The organism is Paenibacillus aceti (assembly GCF_003614185.1).
GTDB classification, from domain to species: Bacteria; Bacillota; Bacilli; order Paenibacillales; family Paenibacillaceae; genus Fontibacillus; species Fontibacillus aceti.
Genome location: NZ_KZ987724.1, coordinates 5039545 through 5056676 on the forward strand (window position 1 = coordinate 5039545; position 17132 = coordinate 5056676).

Annotated in this window: 16 protein-coding genes; 15 read left to right on the forward strand and 1 reads right to left on the reverse strand. The window is 48.3% G+C overall.

Annotated elements, in window-relative coordinates; all coding sequences use genetic code 11:
- Window positions 1-80: 80 nt before the first annotated feature.
- Entirely contained in the window at window positions 81-1265 is a 1185-nt protein-coding gene (locus BFJ94_RS22560; protein WP_120464656.1) for an MGDG synthase family glycosyltransferase, read from the reverse strand.
- Window positions 1266-1666: 401 nt separating this feature from the next.
- Here BFJ94_RS22560 and BFJ94_RS22565 point away from each other — a divergent pair, with 401 nt between their 5' ends.
- From BFJ94_RS22565 to BFJ94_RS22635, 15 genes are all read left to right on the forward strand, one after another.
- Window positions 1667-1855 (forward strand): hypothetical protein, encoded by a 189-nt coding sequence (locus BFJ94_RS22565; protein ID WP_120464657.1) that lies wholly within the window; start codon window positions 1667-1669, stop codon window positions 1853-1855.
- A gap of 443 nt (window positions 1856-2298) precedes the next feature.
- On the forward strand, window positions 2299-3048 hold the full coding sequence (gene map, locus BFJ94_RS22570) for a type I methionyl aminopeptidase (protein WP_229716990.1): 750 nt from the start codon (window positions 2299-2301) through the stop codon (window positions 3046-3048).
- A 389-nt stretch (window positions 3049-3437) separates the two neighbouring features.
- On the forward strand, window positions 3438-4499 hold the full coding sequence (coxB, locus tag BFJ94_RS22575) for a cytochrome c oxidase subunit II (RefSeq protein WP_120464659.1): 1062 nt from the start codon (window positions 3438-3440) through the stop codon (window positions 4497-4499).
- A gap of 103 nt (window positions 4500-4602) precedes the next feature.
- Window positions 4603-6453 carry a cytochrome c oxidase subunit I gene (gene ctaD, locus BFJ94_RS22580; protein WP_120465371.1) on the forward strand — a complete coding sequence of 617 codons (1851 nt, stop codon included), beginning with the start codon at window positions 4603-4605 and terminating at the stop codon, window positions 6451-6453.
- On the forward strand, window positions 6450-7076 hold the full coding sequence (locus BFJ94_RS22585) for a cytochrome (ubi)quinol oxidase subunit III (RefSeq protein ID WP_120464660.1): 627 nt from the start codon (window positions 6450-6452) through the stop codon (window positions 7074-7076). Before ctaD ends, BFJ94_RS22585 begins: the two co-directional genes overlap by 4 nt.
- A 4-nt stretch (window positions 7077-7080) precedes the next feature.
- Window positions 7081-7401 carry a cytochrome C oxidase subunit IV family protein gene (locus BFJ94_RS22590; RefSeq protein WP_120464661.1) on the forward strand — a complete coding sequence of 107 codons (321 nt, stop codon included), beginning with the start codon at window positions 7081-7083 and terminating at the stop codon, window positions 7399-7401.
- Between the two features lie 174 nt (window positions 7402-7575).
- Window positions 7576-8505, forward strand: coding sequence for a cytochrome c oxidase assembly factor CtaG (gene ctaG, locus BFJ94_RS22595; RefSeq protein WP_120464662.1), 930 nt, complete (start codon window positions 7576-7578; stop codon window positions 8503-8505).
- 29 nt (window positions 8506-8534) lie between these two features.
- Window positions 8535-8999, forward strand: a complete 465-nt coding sequence (locus BFJ94_RS22600) for a DUF420 domain-containing protein (protein ID WP_120464663.1) — start codon at window positions 8535-8537, stop codon at window positions 8997-8999.
- Window positions 9000-9479: 480 nt separating this feature from the next.
- Entirely contained in the window at window positions 9480-10214 is a 735-nt protein-coding gene (locus BFJ94_RS22605) for a hypothetical protein (protein ID WP_162944377.1), read from the forward strand.
- Window positions 10215-10254: 40 nt separating this feature from the next.
- Complete coding sequence (locus BFJ94_RS22610; protein WP_120464665.1) at window positions 10255-10665, forward strand: GntR family transcriptional regulator; 411 nt, start codon at window positions 10255-10257, stop codon at window positions 10663-10665.
- Window positions 10662-11567, forward strand: coding sequence for an ATP-binding cassette domain-containing protein (locus tag BFJ94_RS22615; RefSeq protein ID WP_229716991.1), 906 nt, complete (start codon window positions 10662-10664; stop codon window positions 11565-11567). Before BFJ94_RS22610 ends, BFJ94_RS22615 begins: the two co-directional genes overlap by 4 nt.
- Before the next feature lie 67 nt (window positions 11568-11634).
- A complete protein-coding gene (locus BFJ94_RS22620; protein WP_120464666.1) occupies window positions 11635-12540 on the forward strand; it encodes an ABC transporter ATP-binding protein in 906 nt (301 codons plus the stop codon).
- The gene (locus tag BFJ94_RS22625; protein ID WP_120464667.1) at window positions 12533-13810 is read left to right on the forward strand and encodes an ABC transporter permease; all 1278 of its coding nucleotides are present in this window, start codon (window positions 12533-12535) and stop codon (window positions 13808-13810) included. The genes BFJ94_RS22620 and BFJ94_RS22625 overlap by 8 nt, the downstream gene beginning before the upstream one ends.
- A 46-nt stretch (window positions 13811-13856) precedes the next feature.
- Complete coding sequence (locus tag BFJ94_RS22630; protein ID WP_120464668.1) at window positions 13857-15074, forward strand: TraB/GumN family protein; 1218 nt, start codon at window positions 13857-13859, stop codon at window positions 15072-15074.
- A 152-nt stretch (window positions 15075-15226) separates the two neighbouring features.
- The gene (locus BFJ94_RS22635) at window positions 15227-16621 is read left to right on the forward strand and encodes a TraB/GumN family protein (RefSeq protein ID WP_120464669.1); all 1395 of its coding nucleotides are present in this window, start codon (window positions 15227-15229) and stop codon (window positions 16619-16621) included.
- Window positions 16622-17132 lie beyond the last annotated feature (511 nt).

Genomic DNA, 17132 nt, shown 5'->3' on the forward strand with positions numbered 1-17132 from the left:
GGGCTGCTTCCGTCTTGACTATCCCTGTCTGTAAAATGTATGACGAGCCTTGGGTGGACAGAACCTGGTTCGGGTGACTATTACAAATTGAACGAATATTCCTCCTGCCGGGCAGCTGTATTCTGCCAATAATCTAATATATCGTTAACGATGAGCTCCGCGGCCTTAGGCCTGCGGAGCTCATTTATTTTACTCCGGATCTCGCCCAGCTTCGCCTCATCGTCCAATAGAGTTATGACCTGCTCGGTGAGCTGCTTATAGTCATACGCAGTGCGGGCAATGCCCTTTTCTTGCAGGTATTTCGCATTATTACGCTCTTGCCCGGGCACCGGACGGTACAGGAACATCGGCAGCCGACATTCCAGCGCTTCAGCCAGGGTAAGTCCGCCGGGCTTGGTAATGATGCAGTCGCTGGCTTTCATCAGGGTGGCAATATCGTTGACATAGCCATATAAATATAAATCCGGATGGTCGCCCAGGGCCGCTCTTAGCCCGTTATACAATGCTGAGTTACGGCCGCAGACGGCAATGACCTGTATGTTCTCCTCCTGCAGGAGTCGTTCGCAAATATGAATATTGTCCTGCATTACGCCAGCGGCGCCGCTCATCAGCAGAACGGTGCGCTTCCCGGGATGGAGCTGTTCTAGCCTTGCCAGCGGGTGAGGCGCCTGCTGAGGAGGTGCGGTGGTCAGCTCAAGCTCAGTCTCGGAGAAGGCAGGCTGGATCGGAATACCCGTAACCTGAATATGCGCTGCTGGGATACCGCGCGACTCAATCTGCTGCTTCAACTCTTCGGTAGCGACATAGTAGCGGTCAACATCGGGATGAATCCAGCGGCCGTGCAAATCGAAATCGGTGATGACATTGAACAAAGGGATAGATTTTCCGGTTCTTTTGAGCAATCTGGGCATGGTAAGCTGTGGGAAGGTATGGATGACGATGTCGGGCTCGAACTGGTCGATGATCTGCTGCAGCTTGCGTACGCCGAGAGAATGGAGCAAGGAATGAAGAGGGTCTCCAGGCTGTAATTCCTTAGTGGAGTTATATAGCCAGCCGTATACCGAAGATAGTGATTTATAGCTGCGCATATATACGAATTTGGTGAATTCATTCAATAAAGGATGGGATTTGGCCATCAGGTCAAGCAGGACGACCTCATCGACTCCTTTGGCCTGCAAGCAGGCTTCAATAGCTTTGGAGGCGCGATAATGCCCGTCGCCATAGCTGGCAAAGAGGATGATGATTTTAGGCATTCTTGTGCTCATGGATTATTTCCTCCGATCCAAGATTGGCAAGTTAATCATTTGCTGGGGTTAAGTATATTCTAACTTGAACTTACTTTTATATTAACCTGTATTTGTTAAATAAATGAATGATTCATAAAAATAGGTATTTGGAAGAAAGCTGAAACATGAAGCTGAATATGTTACAATAGAATAGATAGGAGGTTTTTTCCAAATCATTGCACCGCGTAATGCTAACGGATACTGCAAGACGCTTTTCCACTGTTCTTGATCTAACGAGAGTCTCTTTGGGGCACACTAATCATAGTGTCAAACGAAAAGGTGGGAGCAAATTTCTGATTTAACTTCATGATTTTACAACCGTGCTTTCAGAGTTCTCAAGATCGGGGCATTTATTTCAAGCGTTCTGGGAGGGAATTAGTATGGCTACAAAAGGTCATAATGAAGTGAAGGAAAGCTTGCGGGAGATGACCCGAATATTCAAACCAAAGGATCCGAAAAAGTTTGTGAAGGAATATGTCAAGAAGTATCGGATAATGGGGGGCTATGAGGAAGAACTAACTCTTATTGTTGAGAATGAGTTGGATAAATTGGATTCGTCGGTATCCTGATATTACATATCAGGGGAAGTTATATGGCTTTTAATCAGGAATTCCTGAATATAATCGTCCTGGCGGATAATAGCCGGGGCGTTTTTTTCTTCTATTCCAGGGGGGAGTTGGATCTCCACTTCATCCTTTATTGAGCGATAGCTGCTGAAATACACTTATTTCTGGGAACAGGAAGTGAAACTAGAAAATAACTGTGTAAATACAACTATTTTCCGATAGACGCCTCAATTTAGAGAAAATCTGTGCGAATAGATGTATAAATACAGTTAAATCCTCTATAGAGGGCATAAGCTATCAATATAGCTGTATATTTGCACTTATTATCTGGTTTCCGTCAATGGGACGGGGAACGTAATGTAAAAGTAGTGTTTTCTATGGCTGGCTTGTACAGCTTCATATTTAAAATATTTCGAATTTATTCGGCAGAAAGGAAGTGCCTTGGTGTGAAGGTGAGCTTGAAATCGAAGGAGGAAATTGCAAAGATCAGGGAGGCAGGGGAGATTCTCGCTGATTGTCGTGCGAAAGCTGCTGAATTGATCGCTCCTGGAATTACGACTATGGAGATCGATGCTTTTGTGGAGAAATATCTCGCCGAGAGGGGGGCTACGCCGGAGCAGAAAGGGTATCGGGGCTTCCCCTTTGCTACCTGTGCTTCGGTGAATGAGGTGGTATGCCACGGGTTCCCGAACCATACCAAGCTGAAGGAGGGCGATATTCTCACGATCGATCTGGTTGTGAATAAGAAGGGCTGGCTGGCTGATTCGGCCTGGACATTCCCGGTTGGAGCGATAAGCGAAGAGGCGAAGCGGCTGATGAAGGTAACTGAGCAGGCTCTCTATGCGGGGATCGAGCAGGCGGTACCAGGGAACCGGATCGGGGATATCGGATACGCAGTTGGACGCTGTGCCGATAAGGCTGGAATGGGGATCGTGAAAGCGCTGATCGGACACGGGATCGGACGTAAGATGCATGAAGCGCCGGATGTGCCGAATTTCGGTCGGCCGCATAGTGGAATGATCATCAAGACCGGCATGGTGTTCACGATCGAGCCGATATTTACGCTCGGCGATAGCGGGGCGGTACTATGGGATGATGATGGCTGGACGATCCGCTCGGCGGATGGTACCTTGGGAGCCCACTTTGAACATACTTTGGCAGTTCTGGAAGATGGGCCAGTTATTTTAACGAAATAAGAATTGCTGGAATTTGCGAAAAGAGAGCGAAAGCTCTCTTTTTTAATACAATTTTCAAACAATGTTAAATGAAATGTCAAATATGTCGAAATTGTATCAGAGCGGTTAATGGGTGTGTTGTAGCTTGCTGGGAACAAGTTGATCCGGTTCGTTCCGTCGCCTGTAAACGTTGACAAACATTGATACAATGCGTATTTTATAAATTTTGAACATTTTGTGAACTACCCCCGATTCATTGACAAAAGATGGGTTCAATCATATATTTAATAGGTGATTGTTATAATTGACAATGGTATGTGGTTGTGCTAGGTATTAGGACTTATTTGCTAGAAATGCAACATCTTTGTACTTGTACATATTGGGAGAAAACGTAAAGTGGGGTAGATCAAATGATGAAACCTGGAAAGGCTTTAAAACGGCTTATTCCCCTGTTCTTCGGTATTTCGCTCTTGCTCTCCGGATGTGGCCGGGAGGATCTGTCTGCACTTAGGCCGCAAGGGCCGGTTGCGGAGGGGCAGCTCGGTCTGATTAAGCTGGCGATTTCTATCATGGTCGGCGTTATGATCGTCGTCTTTGGCATCGCCGCCTATGTCATCATCAGATATCGTCGTAAGCCGGGACAGAACGGTATCCCTAAGCAAGTGGAAGGGAGCCTGAAGCTGGAGATTATCTGGACGGCCATACCTCTATTACTGGTATTGATCCTGGGGATTGCCACGGTTCAGAAGGTATTCGCCTTCGGGGAGGATTACTCTCAGGATAAGAATGCGGTAAGAGTCGATGTAACCTCCCATTTGTTCTGGTGGGAATTCAGCTATCCGGATTACGGGGTGACGACAGCCCAGGACATGATTATTCCAGCTGGCAAGAAGATTGCTCTGAAATTAAGAACGGCTGACGTGCTCCACTCCTTCTGGGTACCTGCTCTTGCTGGTAAGACGGATACGAATACGGACGGAACGGTGAACAAGGCCTGGATCGAAGCGAGCAAGGAAGGCGTATACCTGGGGAAATGCGCTGAGCTCTGCGGACCGTCTCACGCATTTATGGAATTCAAGGTGAAGGCGGTCAGTGAGGAATCATTTAATAAGTGGATCGAGGAGATGAAGGCTCCGGCTGTACTACCTGAGGACCCTGCCGTTGCCGAAGTATTCAGGAATCAGTGCCTGACTTGTCATGCGGTCGGCGATCAAGGCGGACCTATAGCGCCGAACCTGACCGGGATTGGAAGTAGGGAGACGATCGCCAGTATTTTGCTGAATGAAGAGGGGGTCGGCAAACCTGGAGATGACAGGAAGCCGATCAAGGACAATCTGGTCGAATGGATGAAGGACCCGCAAGCCGTGAAGCCGGGCAATACGATGCCTTCGCCTAAGGAAGACTTGGGACTGACGGATGATCAGATCGAAGCGATCGCCCAGTATCTGGCGGATTATAAATTATCTTATTGATCTAGCGCCTCTTCAGGCATGAACGGCAATTCTAAGGCAAAGGAACTTAAAGGGGGTACAAACCTTGGCTCACGCTCATTCTGTTAAGCGGTACAAGGGATTGATGGACTGGTTAACTACAGTCGATCACAAGAAAATCGCTGTTCTGTATTTGATCGCAGGTGCTTTCTTCTTTGGAATAGGTGGGATAGAAGCGCTGCTGATCCGGATACAGCTCTACAAACCGATGAATAACTTTGTGACGGCGCAGCAGTTCAATGAATTGATTACGATGCACGGGACGACGATGATTTTCCTCGGGGTTATGCCAGTCATCTTCGCGTTGATGAATGCGGTGATTCCGCTGCAGATCGGTGCGCGCGACGTAGCGTTCCCGTTCCTTAACTCACTCGGCTTCTGGACCTTTCTGTTCGGTGGCTTGCTGCTCAATCTTAGCTGGTTTATAGGCGGCGCTCCGGATGTGGGCTGGACCGCATATACTCCACTGTCTTCGACGACCTATAGCTTGACGCACGGCGTTGATTTCTACACCATCGGCCTGCAGATCGCCGGTCTCGGTACATTGATCGGGGGGATCAACTTCCTCGCCACCATCATTACGATGCGTGCGCCGGGGATGACGTATATGCGGATGCCACTGTTCACCTGGACGACGTTCGTCACCTCAGCGATGATCCTGTTCGCCTTCCCGGCGGTAACCGTAGGTCTCGTACTGCTGACCTTTGACCGCATCCTGGGAGCGAATTTCTTCGATGTCGGTGCTGGCGGTAACCCGGTGCTATGGCAGCATATCTTCTGGATCTTCGGACATCCCGAAGTATATATTCTGATTCTGCCGGCTTTCGGTATCATATCCGAGGTCGTGAGTACATTCTCGCGCAAGCGTCTGTTCGGTTACAGCTCGATGGTATTCGCCACGATCCTGATCGCCTTCCTCGGCTTCATGGTCTGGGCTCACCATATGTTCACCACCGGACTTGGGCCGGTGGCCAACGCGTTGTTCTCGATTGCGACGATGCTAATTGCCGTTCCGACCGGGATCAAGATCTTCAACTGGCTGTTTACGATGTGGGGCGGTCAGATTCGCTTTACCACGGCGAACCTGTTCGCCGTTGGATTTATTCCAACCTTCGTTATGGGCGGTGTCACCGGCGTCATGCTGGCTTCGGCCCCGGCGGACTATCAATATCATGATACTTACTTCGTCGTCGCTCACTTCCACTATGTTATCGTGGGAGGGCTCGTCTTGGGCTTGTTCGCAGGGCTTCACTATTGGTGGCCGAAGATGTTCGGACGGTTGCTTAACGAGAAGCTGGGCAAGCTGGAATTCTGGACCTTTATTATCGGTTTCCAAATGACTTTCTTCGTTCAGCATTTCCTTGGATTGATCGGCATGCAGCGCCGCGTATTTACCTATTTGCCGAACCAGGGCTTTGATCTGATGAACCTGATCAGTACGATCGGTGCCTTCCTTATGGGCGTCGGGGTTATTGTACTCCTGATCAATATCGGAATTACTGCGCGCAAGCCGAAGGGTGTCGCGAATGATCCGTGGGAAGATGGGCGTACGCTGGAGTGGACGATCTCTTCGCCTCCGCCGGAATATAACTTCAAGCAAATTCCGCTCGTTCGTGGGCTGGATGCTTTCTGGAAAGAGAAGATGGCGGGCAATAAGGAGATGACCCCGGCTGAGCCGGTCGGTTCGATCCATATGCCGTCGCCGACGATTCTACCGTTCATCATGTCGGTCGGACTGTTCATCGCCGGTCTCGGGTTTATGTTCACGAGCGATGATTTCGGGAATAGCTTCATGAACTTTATTTTTAATAATTATATTGTTACAGGCCTCGGCCTTGCGATTACGCTCGGAAGTATGCTGGTGCGTTCGCTCTATGATGATCACGGCTGGCATATCGAACCATCTGAATTGAATGAGAAGGGGGTAAAGGCATGACGACACCTCACCCAGAGCAAGCTTCCGGTGTCCTTCCTCATGAACTGGAGAAGGCTACGCAAGAAGGCCGCAATAAAGTGATTGGCTTCTGGCTCTTCCTGGGCGGAGAAGCTGTATTGTTCGGCACGCTGTTCGCAACCTTCCTTACGCTTCGGAATCAGGTGGCAGATGGCCCGTCGGCCAGTGAATTATTCAGTCTGCCGATGATTGGTGTTACCACTTTAATCCTGCTAGTAAGCAGCTTGACGAGTGTATTCGCTGTACAGGCGATGCATCGCGGTGATCGCAATGTTCTCGCCCGATGGCTCGGAATTACCGTCTTGCTGGGACTCGCATTTCTGGTGCTAGAGATTTATGAGTTCTACGAGTATATGGTACATGAAAATTACAGCATGACGACAAGTGCATTCAGTTCCGCTTTCTATACGCTAGTGGGTTTTCACGGAGCGCACGTCTTGTTCGGAATCCTGTGGATTTCGATCCTGATCGGACAGCTATTCAAAAAAGGGCTGAACGTAGTTACCGCTCCGAAGATTTACGTATCAGCGATGTATTGGCATTTTATCGACGTCGTGTGGGTATTCATCTTCACCGTAGTATACCTGCTTGGAAAGGTGGTATGATGGCATGACGATTCAAGATTCGGATAGCGGCACCACGATTAAGCGACGGCACCGCCAGGAAGGACCGCAGAAGCACGTCATCGCTTTTATTTTTTCCATCGTTCTGACGATGATTGCCTTCGCTTCGGTATTAGCGGGCGGAGTCAATATCGCTTTTACTGTAATGCTGCTGCTGGTCATGGCCGTGCTTCAGGTGCTCGTGCAGCTCGGTTACTGGATGCATCTTAAGGATAAGGGGCATATGATCCCGATTTTGTTCATGGCTGGCGGATTCTTTGTGGCAAGTTTGTCAATTATCGCCGCACTATACTGGATGTGGTGGTAGGAAATATAGGAGAGGGCTTGATTCCAAGCCCTCTTTTTATGTATAAATATTAAAGGGAGTATGATATATGTCATACATAGGAAATGGAAATGAGGATCGCCTGGACGACAGGCTTGTTAAAGTAAATGTTCATCATATAGTCAGAATCGAAGTCTCCGGGAAGGAGGGGTTCATGTGCTAGGGTTAGAATATTTTACATTTACACAGGTGTGGAGCCCGGTGGTGTTGTCGCTTGTCCTGCTTACTGTGGCGGGTTATTTCATCTTGACGGGGCCGCTTAGTGACAAGTATGGGCAAGGAGAGAAGGTGTCCCTCAATCGGAAGCTGTTATTCCTGTTAGGACTTGCATTACTCTATATGGCTCAAGGCGGGCCGGTTGAACTGCTCGGTCATATTATGTTCAGCTTTCATATGATCAGTATGGCGCTCTCGTACTTGCTGGCACCTCCGCTATTGATGCTCGGCATCCCGACCTGGGTGTGGAGAGCGATGGTGGCTTTGCTCCGCAGGAGTCCGCTGCGCAGACTCAAATTTCTGATTCATCCCGTTGTGGCGGCGCTTGTGTTCAACGGTTTATTCTCTTTCTATCATATTCCCGTTGTTCACGATTACGTCATGCTTCATTTTGGCGTGCATCGCTTGTATTATATCGTCTTGTTCATCGCGGCAGCGCTGATGTGGTGGACATTAGTCAATCCTTTGCCGGATATGTCGGCAGGGAAGGGTGTCAAGAAAGTCGGTTTTATTTTTCTCAATATGGTGCTGCTCACCCCGGCGTGCGGATTAATTATGTTCGCTAAGGACCCGATGTATGCGACCTATAGCGATCCGATCGTGTGGTCTAGAGCGATGGGGTATTGCATCCCGGGCGATACATCGATGCTGCTGACCCAGTTCGGAGGTCCGGAGTTCTTCGGCTATCTGGAGCCGGTGGTCGATCAGCAGGTGGGCGGGATTCTAATGAAGTTCATTCAGGAGATTATCTTCGCTTCGATGCTGGCTTTTGTGTTCTATCATTGGTACAGACAAGAGAATCGTGGAGAGGATGACGAGGAAATCCTGAAGGAGACCTATGCTTCCTCAAGTGAGCTGAAGCAAATATAAGTGGAATGAAAGCAGGAGGATGGATAGTCATGGACGTTTTCACATTATTTCCGACGATCAGTACAACGTTCATCGTTATTAGCGCCGTACTGGTTGCTATCGGCTGGGCCTTGATTATTAAGGGGAAGCGCGGAGCACACAAGAAGACGATGATTGCGGCAGCTGTCGCGGCATTGCTATTTTTTATCGTTTATATGTCACGAACGGTATTTATCGGCAACACTTCATGGGGAGGACCGGATAATCTGAAGGTGTACTACCATATCTTCCTAGTCTTCCATATCGTTCTCGCTACCGTGGCTGCAGTATTCGGGATTACGACATTGGTGCTCGGGTTCAAGGAGAAGTATGCCAAGCATCGCAAATGGGGCCGCACGACGTCGGTCATCTGGTTCTTCACAGCAATTACCGGAGTAGCGGTGTATGTGCTGCTGTACATCATGTACCCAGGCGGACATACGAAGCCGGTATGGGAAGTTATATTGGGCGCTTGATCTGGCATAGATTAGAGCGTAATGTGCGAAAGCCAACCTGAGTAGGGTTGGCTTTTTTGGTATGCGCCGCTATCATTGCGGAATTCCTGCATATTTGCAGGCTTTGGCGGAACCTGGGCATCAACAGTGAATTGTAGCTTACTCTAACGTGCGGCTAACGAAACGTGGTATCGTTATATTGCCTCAATAGCTGCCTCAAGCCTCGTTTTAGCTCAAATAGCGATATGGTGTTTCCTTAGATGCAAATTGTCCCTGTTTTCGAGTAAATAGCGCTCTGTAGTTTCCTTAGAAGTGGGAGCAACTGGATTCCCAAAATAATTGGAATATATAGGTTGACGACGAAATAAGCACAGTATATACTGTGTATAAAGATATAAACAGTAAGCACAGTGATTATAAACAGTGAACATAAAATGTCTGCAGCATAAATAGAGTCACAGATTAATAAATGCTTGGTTACATAGGAGAGAGATAGGAAGGGTGATGGAGTTGAAGGGTTGGAAGGATGCCTGGGTTATTTTTAAAAGAGATTTATGTGTAGACCGATTTTATTTGCTCTGGAACGTGATGTTCATGCTATATTTCGGCGTGATGTTCAGCACGATGCTGTATTCTGTCTCCAGGGACGAGGGAGTATTTCATCCGCTGGCCGATTGCCTGATGCTGGTGTTGATGCCAATCGTCGGATTCTACTTCTCACGCCGCTCCTTCAGTTACTTAAGGGAGAATTCATATACGCAGATGTTGTGGTATTATCGCATCCTGCCGATTCCGAGCAGGACGATTATGAAGAGCAGGCATTTGCAGCTGATTACATCGACCATTTTTAATGGCTTTATCTTTTTTGGAACGATTTTCTTGATTCATTGGATATGGAAATTAGATATGAATATGGGGATTGTTCAATTTATAGCTTTTGCCGTCACTTGGCTCGGATACACCCTGTGCATTAATGGACTCTACATATATATGGAACTTTTGAAAAAAGGCAAGGTGTATTTTTGGTTAAGTATGATTCTGATGCTTGGCACGGTAGTCGTGTCTGTAGCCATCTCTATCTTCAATGGCAGTCTGGTGAGATATACGATCGATCTTTCTGTTCGATATTCGCTGCTGTCTCCGCTGATGTGGGGCTCTCTCCTAATAGGATTTGTGATGCTGTACTTGATGGGGATCTTAACCGTGCGGAAGTTGAATGATCGTGATTTGATCTGATGGATGAGCAGCGATATAGAGAGCGGAGGTGAAGGGAAAGGTGTGGATTCCGATTCAAATTGATGATCAGAGCGCAGAGCCTTTGTACTATCAGATTGAAACACAGCTTAAATCTTTAATAGTCAGCGGGCAGATCGAAGAAGGGACGCTGCTGCCGTCTATCCGTGAACTTGCCGCAAGCCTTAGCTGCAGTGTCATAACGATCAGACGGGTATATCAGGATCTAGAGAATGAAGGGCTATTAAGAACCAAGCAGGGAACGGGCACCTTTGTCGCCAAGGTCGGAACCGGAGAGCGGGATGAGTATCGGAGAACGGTCGTTCAGACAGCAGTTGAGACGGCGGTCGATACCGGCATTTCCGTACAGTATGGAGAAGAAGAGCTGAAGCAGCTTTTTCTAAAAATATTAAAGCAGAAATACGATAAGAAAAGCGGGAGGGACAGAGAGTGACGGAAGGCATGGCGATTGAATTCAAAGGAGCAGTGAAGCATAGGCGCAGACATTCGATCGGACCGATTGACCTTAAAATCCCGCAAGGCTACATCATCGCCCTGGTCGGGTCCAATGGCTCCGGGAAAAGCACGATGCTAAGCATGATGATGCGTACGATTAAGCCGGATCGAGGGGAGATCCACTGGTATGGCGAGTCGTTCAGCGGCGAGCTGCCTCTGGAATTAAGACAGAGTATTGGCTATGTGCCCGAGGGGCCGATTGCAGAAGAGAACGGGATGACGGCGGATGCTATCGCCAAGTTCCGCGCGCATTGGTGCCCAAGCTGGGATGAGGCAAGGTTCAACGGGCTGATAGAGCAGTTTCACGTTCCGCGTAACGAACGGCTTAACCGGATGTCCAAAGGGGAGAGGCGTAAGCTTGAAATTTCCACTGTGCTGGCAGCCAGACCGAGACTGATGCTGCTTGACGAGCCGTCCTCAGGACTGGACCCATTCGCTTGGGGTGATATGATCGACGAGCTGCAGGCTTATATGGAGAATGAAGATGTGACGATTATATTATCGACTCATATCGTAGATGAGGTTAAGAGATTAGCAGATTACATCGTACTGGTGGATGAAGGCCGGGTTCTTGGCATGGTGGAGAAGGATTCGCTCTACGGTACCTGGAAGGAACTGTGGGTCCAAGGGGCGCTGGAGGGACTGAGTCAGGTCAAGGAAGTAGTCAAATGTGAGCCGGACGGACCGCATTTGATGCGGATCATCGTGCGGGATAACGCACAGTGGAATCAATACCTGACGGCCACAGGGATGCAGATTATGAAATCCCATTCCCTTGAGCTGGAAGAGATCTTGCGGCTGTGGATCAAAGGATATGAGCCTGAGGAGTTGTTAGTATAGCTGATGCACGCTCATATGTTTTTCACATAGATTATCAAATTTTCATTGAAGTGGGGGATAACGAAAGATGGTAACACCTTTAATGCTTGACAAGGTTATGAAGCAATTCGGTGAGAAAACCGCGGTTAATGAAATCTCATTACAGGTAGAAGCTGGAGAAATTTACGGTCTGCTCGGTGCCAACGGGGCGGGTAAGACGACGACGATGCGGATGGTGCTCGGCTTGATCTATCCTGATGATGGCCGGATTCTGTATCATGGGAAGCCCTTCAGTAAGGAATTGCAGGGGGGCATGGGATATCTGCCGGAGGAGCGCGGATTATATCCTAAAGTGAAGGTCTCCGATCAAATTAAATATTTGGCCAAATTGCGTGGGATGACGGAAGCCGAGGCTGAGAAAAGCTTGCGCTACTGGCTGGATCGGTTCGAGGTTCCGGAGTATTACGATAAGCGTATCGAGGAACTATCCAAGGGGAATCAGCAGAAAATGGGCTTCATCGCTGCTGTTGTGCATAAACCGAAGATTTTGATTCTGGACGAAGCCTTTAGTGGCCTGGACCCTGTGAACGTAGAACTGCTTAAAGCGACGGTAAAAGAACTGCGCGACGAAGGTACCAGCATTCTGTTCTCCACCCACCGGATGGAGCATGTGGAAGAATTATGCCGGAACATTACGATTCTCGATCGCTCCAATACGGTGCTGCAGGGTAATCTGCGGGACATTAAGAAGCGTTATCCGCGTGAGGAGATTCTTCTCTATACGACGGGTGAAGTGAATGGCCTGGAGCTGCTGGACGGCGTTGAACGGGTGGAACGGAAGGAACGGGGCTATTCGATCCGGATTTCCGATGTCGCAGTGGCGAAATCGATCCTGCGCAAGGCGATGGATGAGAGTGAAGTGGAGCATTTCGAGATTAAGGAGCCGACATTGAATCAAATCTTCATTAGAGAGGTTGGTGAGGTCCATGAATAAGCTTAGTAACGTGATCGGCTTTACGTTTAAGAATAAAGTCAAGACGAAATCTTTTCTGATAACAACTCTGGTATTGGCGCTGCTATTGACGATCGGCATTCATGTTCCGTATTTCATCGATAAATTCTCGGGTCAGGAGAGCGGCCCGGTGAGTATCGGACTCGTCTATTCCGATTACCCTGAGCTTGCGAACTCGCTTGAGAAGCATCATGGCAAGCTAGCTGTATCCGGCTTGAAGCTGACCAAGTATGAGCAGACGGACGGGCAATTGGCTAAGGATCTGGAGTCCGGGAAGATCGCGGGTTATCTCCAGTTCGTGAAGGCGAATGAAGAGAGTTTCCCGGAAGTGGATTATATCTCTAAAAAAGACAGCATCAAAGGCGAAGTTCAGACTGAACTACAGGCCGCGCTGCAAAGTGTGAAGACGGAATTTATCACCAAAGGCTCGCTGACCGATGCCCAAGTGGCTGAATTGAACGCTCCAGTGGCCATAAATGTACAAAAACTGTCCGCGCAGGACGGGGCTGAAGCCAGTAAGGACGATAACGACTTCTCGCCAGTGGACTTCGCTGTGATGTACGCCCTTATTATTCTTTTGTTCATGACGATTATGATGACGGGCAATATGATCGCTGCTGAGGTAACCGCTGAGAAGAGCTCGCGGATTATGGAAATTCTGATTACGAGCACATCTCCGTTGACCCAAATGTTCGGTAAAATTATCGGGATGTTCCTGATCGGCCTATTGCAGATCTTCATTTTCGTCGGAGTTGTGGTCATCAACCTGTCGCTGCCATACAATCAGGAATCCTTGAAGGGATATTCCCTGGATTTCTCACAAATGGACCCAGCGGTACTGATCCTTGGTCTCGTATACTTCATCCTGGGTTACTTCCTGTATGCGACTTTGTTCGCTGCTGTCGGTTCGCTGGTGAGCCGGACGGAGGAGTTGGGTCAAGCAGTTATGCCGATTACGATGCTCTCGCTGGCTGCTTTCTATATCGGAAGCTTCAGCATGAGTGCGCCGGATTCGATTTTAATGAAAGTAAGTAACTACGTCCCGTTCTTCTCACCGATTACGATGATCGTGCGGATGGGGATTGGGACGCCGAAGAGCTGGGAGATTATCATTTCTATTGTAGTGCTGCTCATTTCTATCTATGTTTTTGGCTGGCTGTCTGCGAAGATCTACCGCACAGGCGTGCTGCTCTATGGCAAGCGCCCTACGTTCAAGGAACTGCGTAAAGCGATGAAGGCTTACAAGATTTAGCAGAAGGCTCAAAGCTAATAAAAATCTAGACTAGGGAGAATTAAACATGAAAAACTGGAAACGAGTGCTCTTATCAACTATTATCTCGGTGGGACTTATAGCTACGGCAGCGCCTGCCATGGCCGCCCCGCAGCAGACGGGAGTCAAGGTAAATGATCAAGTCGTTCAATACACTGGAGGCGAGCCGATCATCGATAGAGGGACGACATATGTCCCCTTGAGAACAACGCTTCAAGCAATGGATGCAAAGCTTACGGAGGCGTCCGATGACACGATTCATGCGGTAGTGAACGGCAAATCAATTACGCTAAAAGGCAAGCTCAAACGAATCAATGGCGTGACTTATGCACCCATTCGGATCGTTGGCGATGCTGTAGGATATGAGGTTCGCTGGGACGCCAAAACGCGCACGGTTTTGCTGGTTTCCGAAGCGGTAGAATCCGCTGCGAATGGCGGCCGTGGATTCATGTGGGAAGTAGAGAACAACGGGAATACAGTGTATTTAGTAGGTTCCATGCATATTGCCGATGACAGCTTCTACCCGCTGCGTTCGGAGCTTGAAGAAGCATTTGCGGAGGCTGACTATCTCGGTGTGGAGATTGATCTTAGCAAAGCGGCCGATGAGGCGCAACAAAAATTGATTATGGATTTGGGTATGTATCAGGATGGAACAACACTGAAGGATCATGTGTCCAGCGAGACTTATGCCAAGGTTGGCAAAATTCTGGAACAGAGCGGCATGAAGCCCGATACTTTGGATGCATTCAAACCTTGGGTAGTGGGGACCACGATCAATAGTCTGAAATCGGTTAAGGCCGGGTATAAGGCGGCTGAAGGGATCGATCTGTATTTCATCCAGAAAGCTATCGAGCGTAAAATTCCTGTGCTGGAGCTGGAGTCTTATGAATCACAGTTAGGGATGTTCAACGGTTTCTCCAAGGAATTGCAGGAGAAGAGTCTCAACGATATCCTGGACAACTTTGACGTGCTGGATGACACCGTAGATAAAATGGCTGAAATGTGGAAAACGGGCAATGACGAACAGCTTCTGGAGCTCACCAACAGCATAGCTGCCGAGGGCGGAGAATACAATAAAGCGATGCTGATCGACAGAAACATCAAAATGGCTGATAAAATCGATGGATACCTGAAAAGCGGCAAAAAAGAGGAGTATTTCATCGTAGTCGGCGCAGCCCACTATCTCGGCGAGCACGGAATCGTTAAGTTACTTGAGGATAAAGGATACAAGGTTGTTCGGAAATAGAATAGTTCTGTAAAGGCTGTTTCTTATAATAGCTTCAGATGAAGAGGTAGATAATTTGTATCTTGAGGTGTTATATCTCATTTGGATATAATTTCGGCGCTTTTTGTCTTAATTATAGTGGTTACTCACAATAAAAACTGGAGGCATATTCTATGATTAACAACAAGCTATGGGGGAAGTGGAGCCGCCTAGCGGCAACTGTACTACTAGGGGCTACGGCGCTTTTCGGGGGGACTGATCTAACTGTAAGGGCAGAGCAAGCCCAAGCCCAGACCCCGGCACCGATAATTAGCAATTGGTCTGTTCCTACCCTTCATGAGGGAGAGAAATATGGAATATTCCCGATCAGTTGGTACTATGACGGTATCTTTCAGCAACCGATTGACCAAGCTAAGCTAAGCATGTTGCTTGAGGGGACTGCTGCCAAGCTGGATCAGCTTGGTTACAATAAGAAGGATTCAACGATGCCCTTGGTGGCTGTGGATAGCAAAGTGATCACTAGAGATACAGTTCTGCAATCTCTGCACGGCTTATTAGCTCGTTATGAGCTGCCGAAGGCATTCGGACTTGATTCCGTTGCTCCGGTGGACTATCTTCAGCAGAAGGGGATTGTGACAGGTACGAAGAGCGGCCTTGAGCTCGATCGTCCTTGTACCGTTGAGCAGGCAACCGTGCTTGCTTCCAGATTAGTAGAATTTAGCTATGACACCGCCGAACAAGGCGCGAAGGGCGTTTTCTGGAAAGTAACCCATAACGACAACACTATGTATCTGCTGGGCTCCATTCACCTTGGCATCTCTGAGATGTATCCGTTGGAGAAGAAAGTCAGAGATGCATTTGATGCTGCGGATGATCTATGGGTAGAGGTCGATACGTTATCTTCGGATATGAGCTACCTTATCGAGCAAATGAGCTATACAGATGGGACGAAGCTTCAAGACCATATCTCAAAAGAAACTTATGAGAAGCTGCAAAAAGTGCTAGCGAAGATGGAAATGCCGGAGCAGACATTTGATAGCTCCAAGCCAATTGCAGTTACCACTAACTTATCTACATTGGCTCTGTTCGAGCAGCCTGAGCAAATCGCCATGGCGTCGTTAACCGGAATTGATCAATATTTTCTTACCAAGGCCAAATTGACAGGTAAACCGATTCACGAGCTGGAAAGCGTGGAGCTTCAATCCGATGTCTTCACTTCCGTCAGTCCCGAAGCCCAAGAGGAAGGGTTGAATGCAATGCTGGATCAACTGCTTGGAGATGGGAACAAGGAAATCGCCAAGGCCTTCAAGCAGATGCAGCTGGATTGGGCGAAAGGCGATAAAGATGCGGTTGGCGAATGGCTCACTCAAGGTTTGACCGAAGGCGAGTTCAACAGCAACCTGGTCGGTGAACGGGACACCAATATGGCCAAGAAGCTGGCTGAGGTCCTGGAGCAGGATGGGAAAAGAACTTCCTTCGTTGTCGTCGGCTCCGCCCACTATGTTATGAAGGGCATGGTCATCGATCAGCTGAAGGAAAAAGGTTATGATGTGCAACTAGTGAAATAAACCGGATTTACTATAAGGGGGCTGTCCAATAAGCCTCAAAAATAAAAAGTTGGGCGGAGAAACGTCATGTTTTCCGTCCAACTTTTTTGTGGGCCAAAGTCACAATCCCAAACTCAGTGTGAACCTTCTCTAGCCCCCGCAAGGAGAACCAACAGAACGAGCCAGATTTTCCACTGACAAGCGGTCAAAAATGACCGTTAGAGCATGAAAACAACAACTAAGCTCTTCTAACGGACACTTTTGACCTTTAGAAGCGAAAAATGCAATTTTTCGCGGCTATTGCCCTTGTAATGGACATAATTGTCCATTACAAGGGCAGGATGCCACCAGATTAACGCTAGCGGACAATTATGACCGTTAGCGTTAATCCGGCTAGAATAGGGGGATGTTCACATTTTAGGACACGCAAAAGGGGCGTCTCTCAAGTCGGAAGATCGACTTTTGAGACAGCCCTTGTTTGTTTATCTAAACTATACTCCGTCCGACATCTGACCGATATAAGTAAAAGTAC

Excerpts from the sequence above, each read along its gene's own strand:
- BFJ94_RS22560 (WP_120464656.1), bottom strand. The coding sequence starts at position 1,265 with ATGAGCACAAGAATGCCTAAAATCATCATCCTCTTTGCCAGCTATGGC.
- BFJ94_RS22565 (WP_120464657.1), top strand. The coding sequence starts at position 1,667 with ATGGCTACAAAAGGTCATAATGAAGTGAAGGAAAGCTTGCGGGAGATG.
- coxB (WP_120464659.1), top strand. The coding sequence starts at position 3,438 with ATGATGAAACCTGGAAAGGCTTTAAAACGGCTTATTCCCCTGTTCTTC.
- ctaD (WP_120465371.1), top strand. The coding sequence starts at position 4,603 with ATGGACTGGTTAACTACAGTCGATCACAAGAAAATCGCTGTTCTGTAT.
- BFJ94_RS22585 (WP_120464660.1), top strand. The coding sequence starts at position 6,450 with ATGACGACACCTCACCCAGAGCAAGCTTCCGGTGTCCTTCCTCATGAA.
- BFJ94_RS22590 (WP_120464661.1), top strand. The coding sequence starts at position 7,081 with ATGACGATTCAAGATTCGGATAGCGGCACCACGATTAAGCGACGGCAC.
- BFJ94_RS22600 (WP_120464663.1), top strand. The coding sequence starts at position 8,535 with ATGGACGTTTTCACATTATTTCCGACGATCAGTACAACGTTCATCGTT.
- BFJ94_RS22620 (WP_120464666.1), top strand. The coding sequence starts at position 11,635 with ATGGTAACACCTTTAATGCTTGACAAGGTTATGAAGCAATTCGGTGAG.
- BFJ94_RS22625 (WP_120464667.1), top strand. The coding sequence starts at position 12,533 with ATGAATAAGCTTAGTAACGTGATCGGCTTTACGTTTAAGAATAAAGTC.
- BFJ94_RS22630 (WP_120464668.1), top strand. The coding sequence starts at position 13,857 with ATGAAAAACTGGAAACGAGTGCTCTTATCAACTATTATCTCGGTGGGA.
- BFJ94_RS22635 (WP_120464669.1), top strand. The coding sequence starts at position 15,227 with ATGATTAACAACAAGCTATGGGGGAAGTGGAGCCGCCTAGCGGCAACT.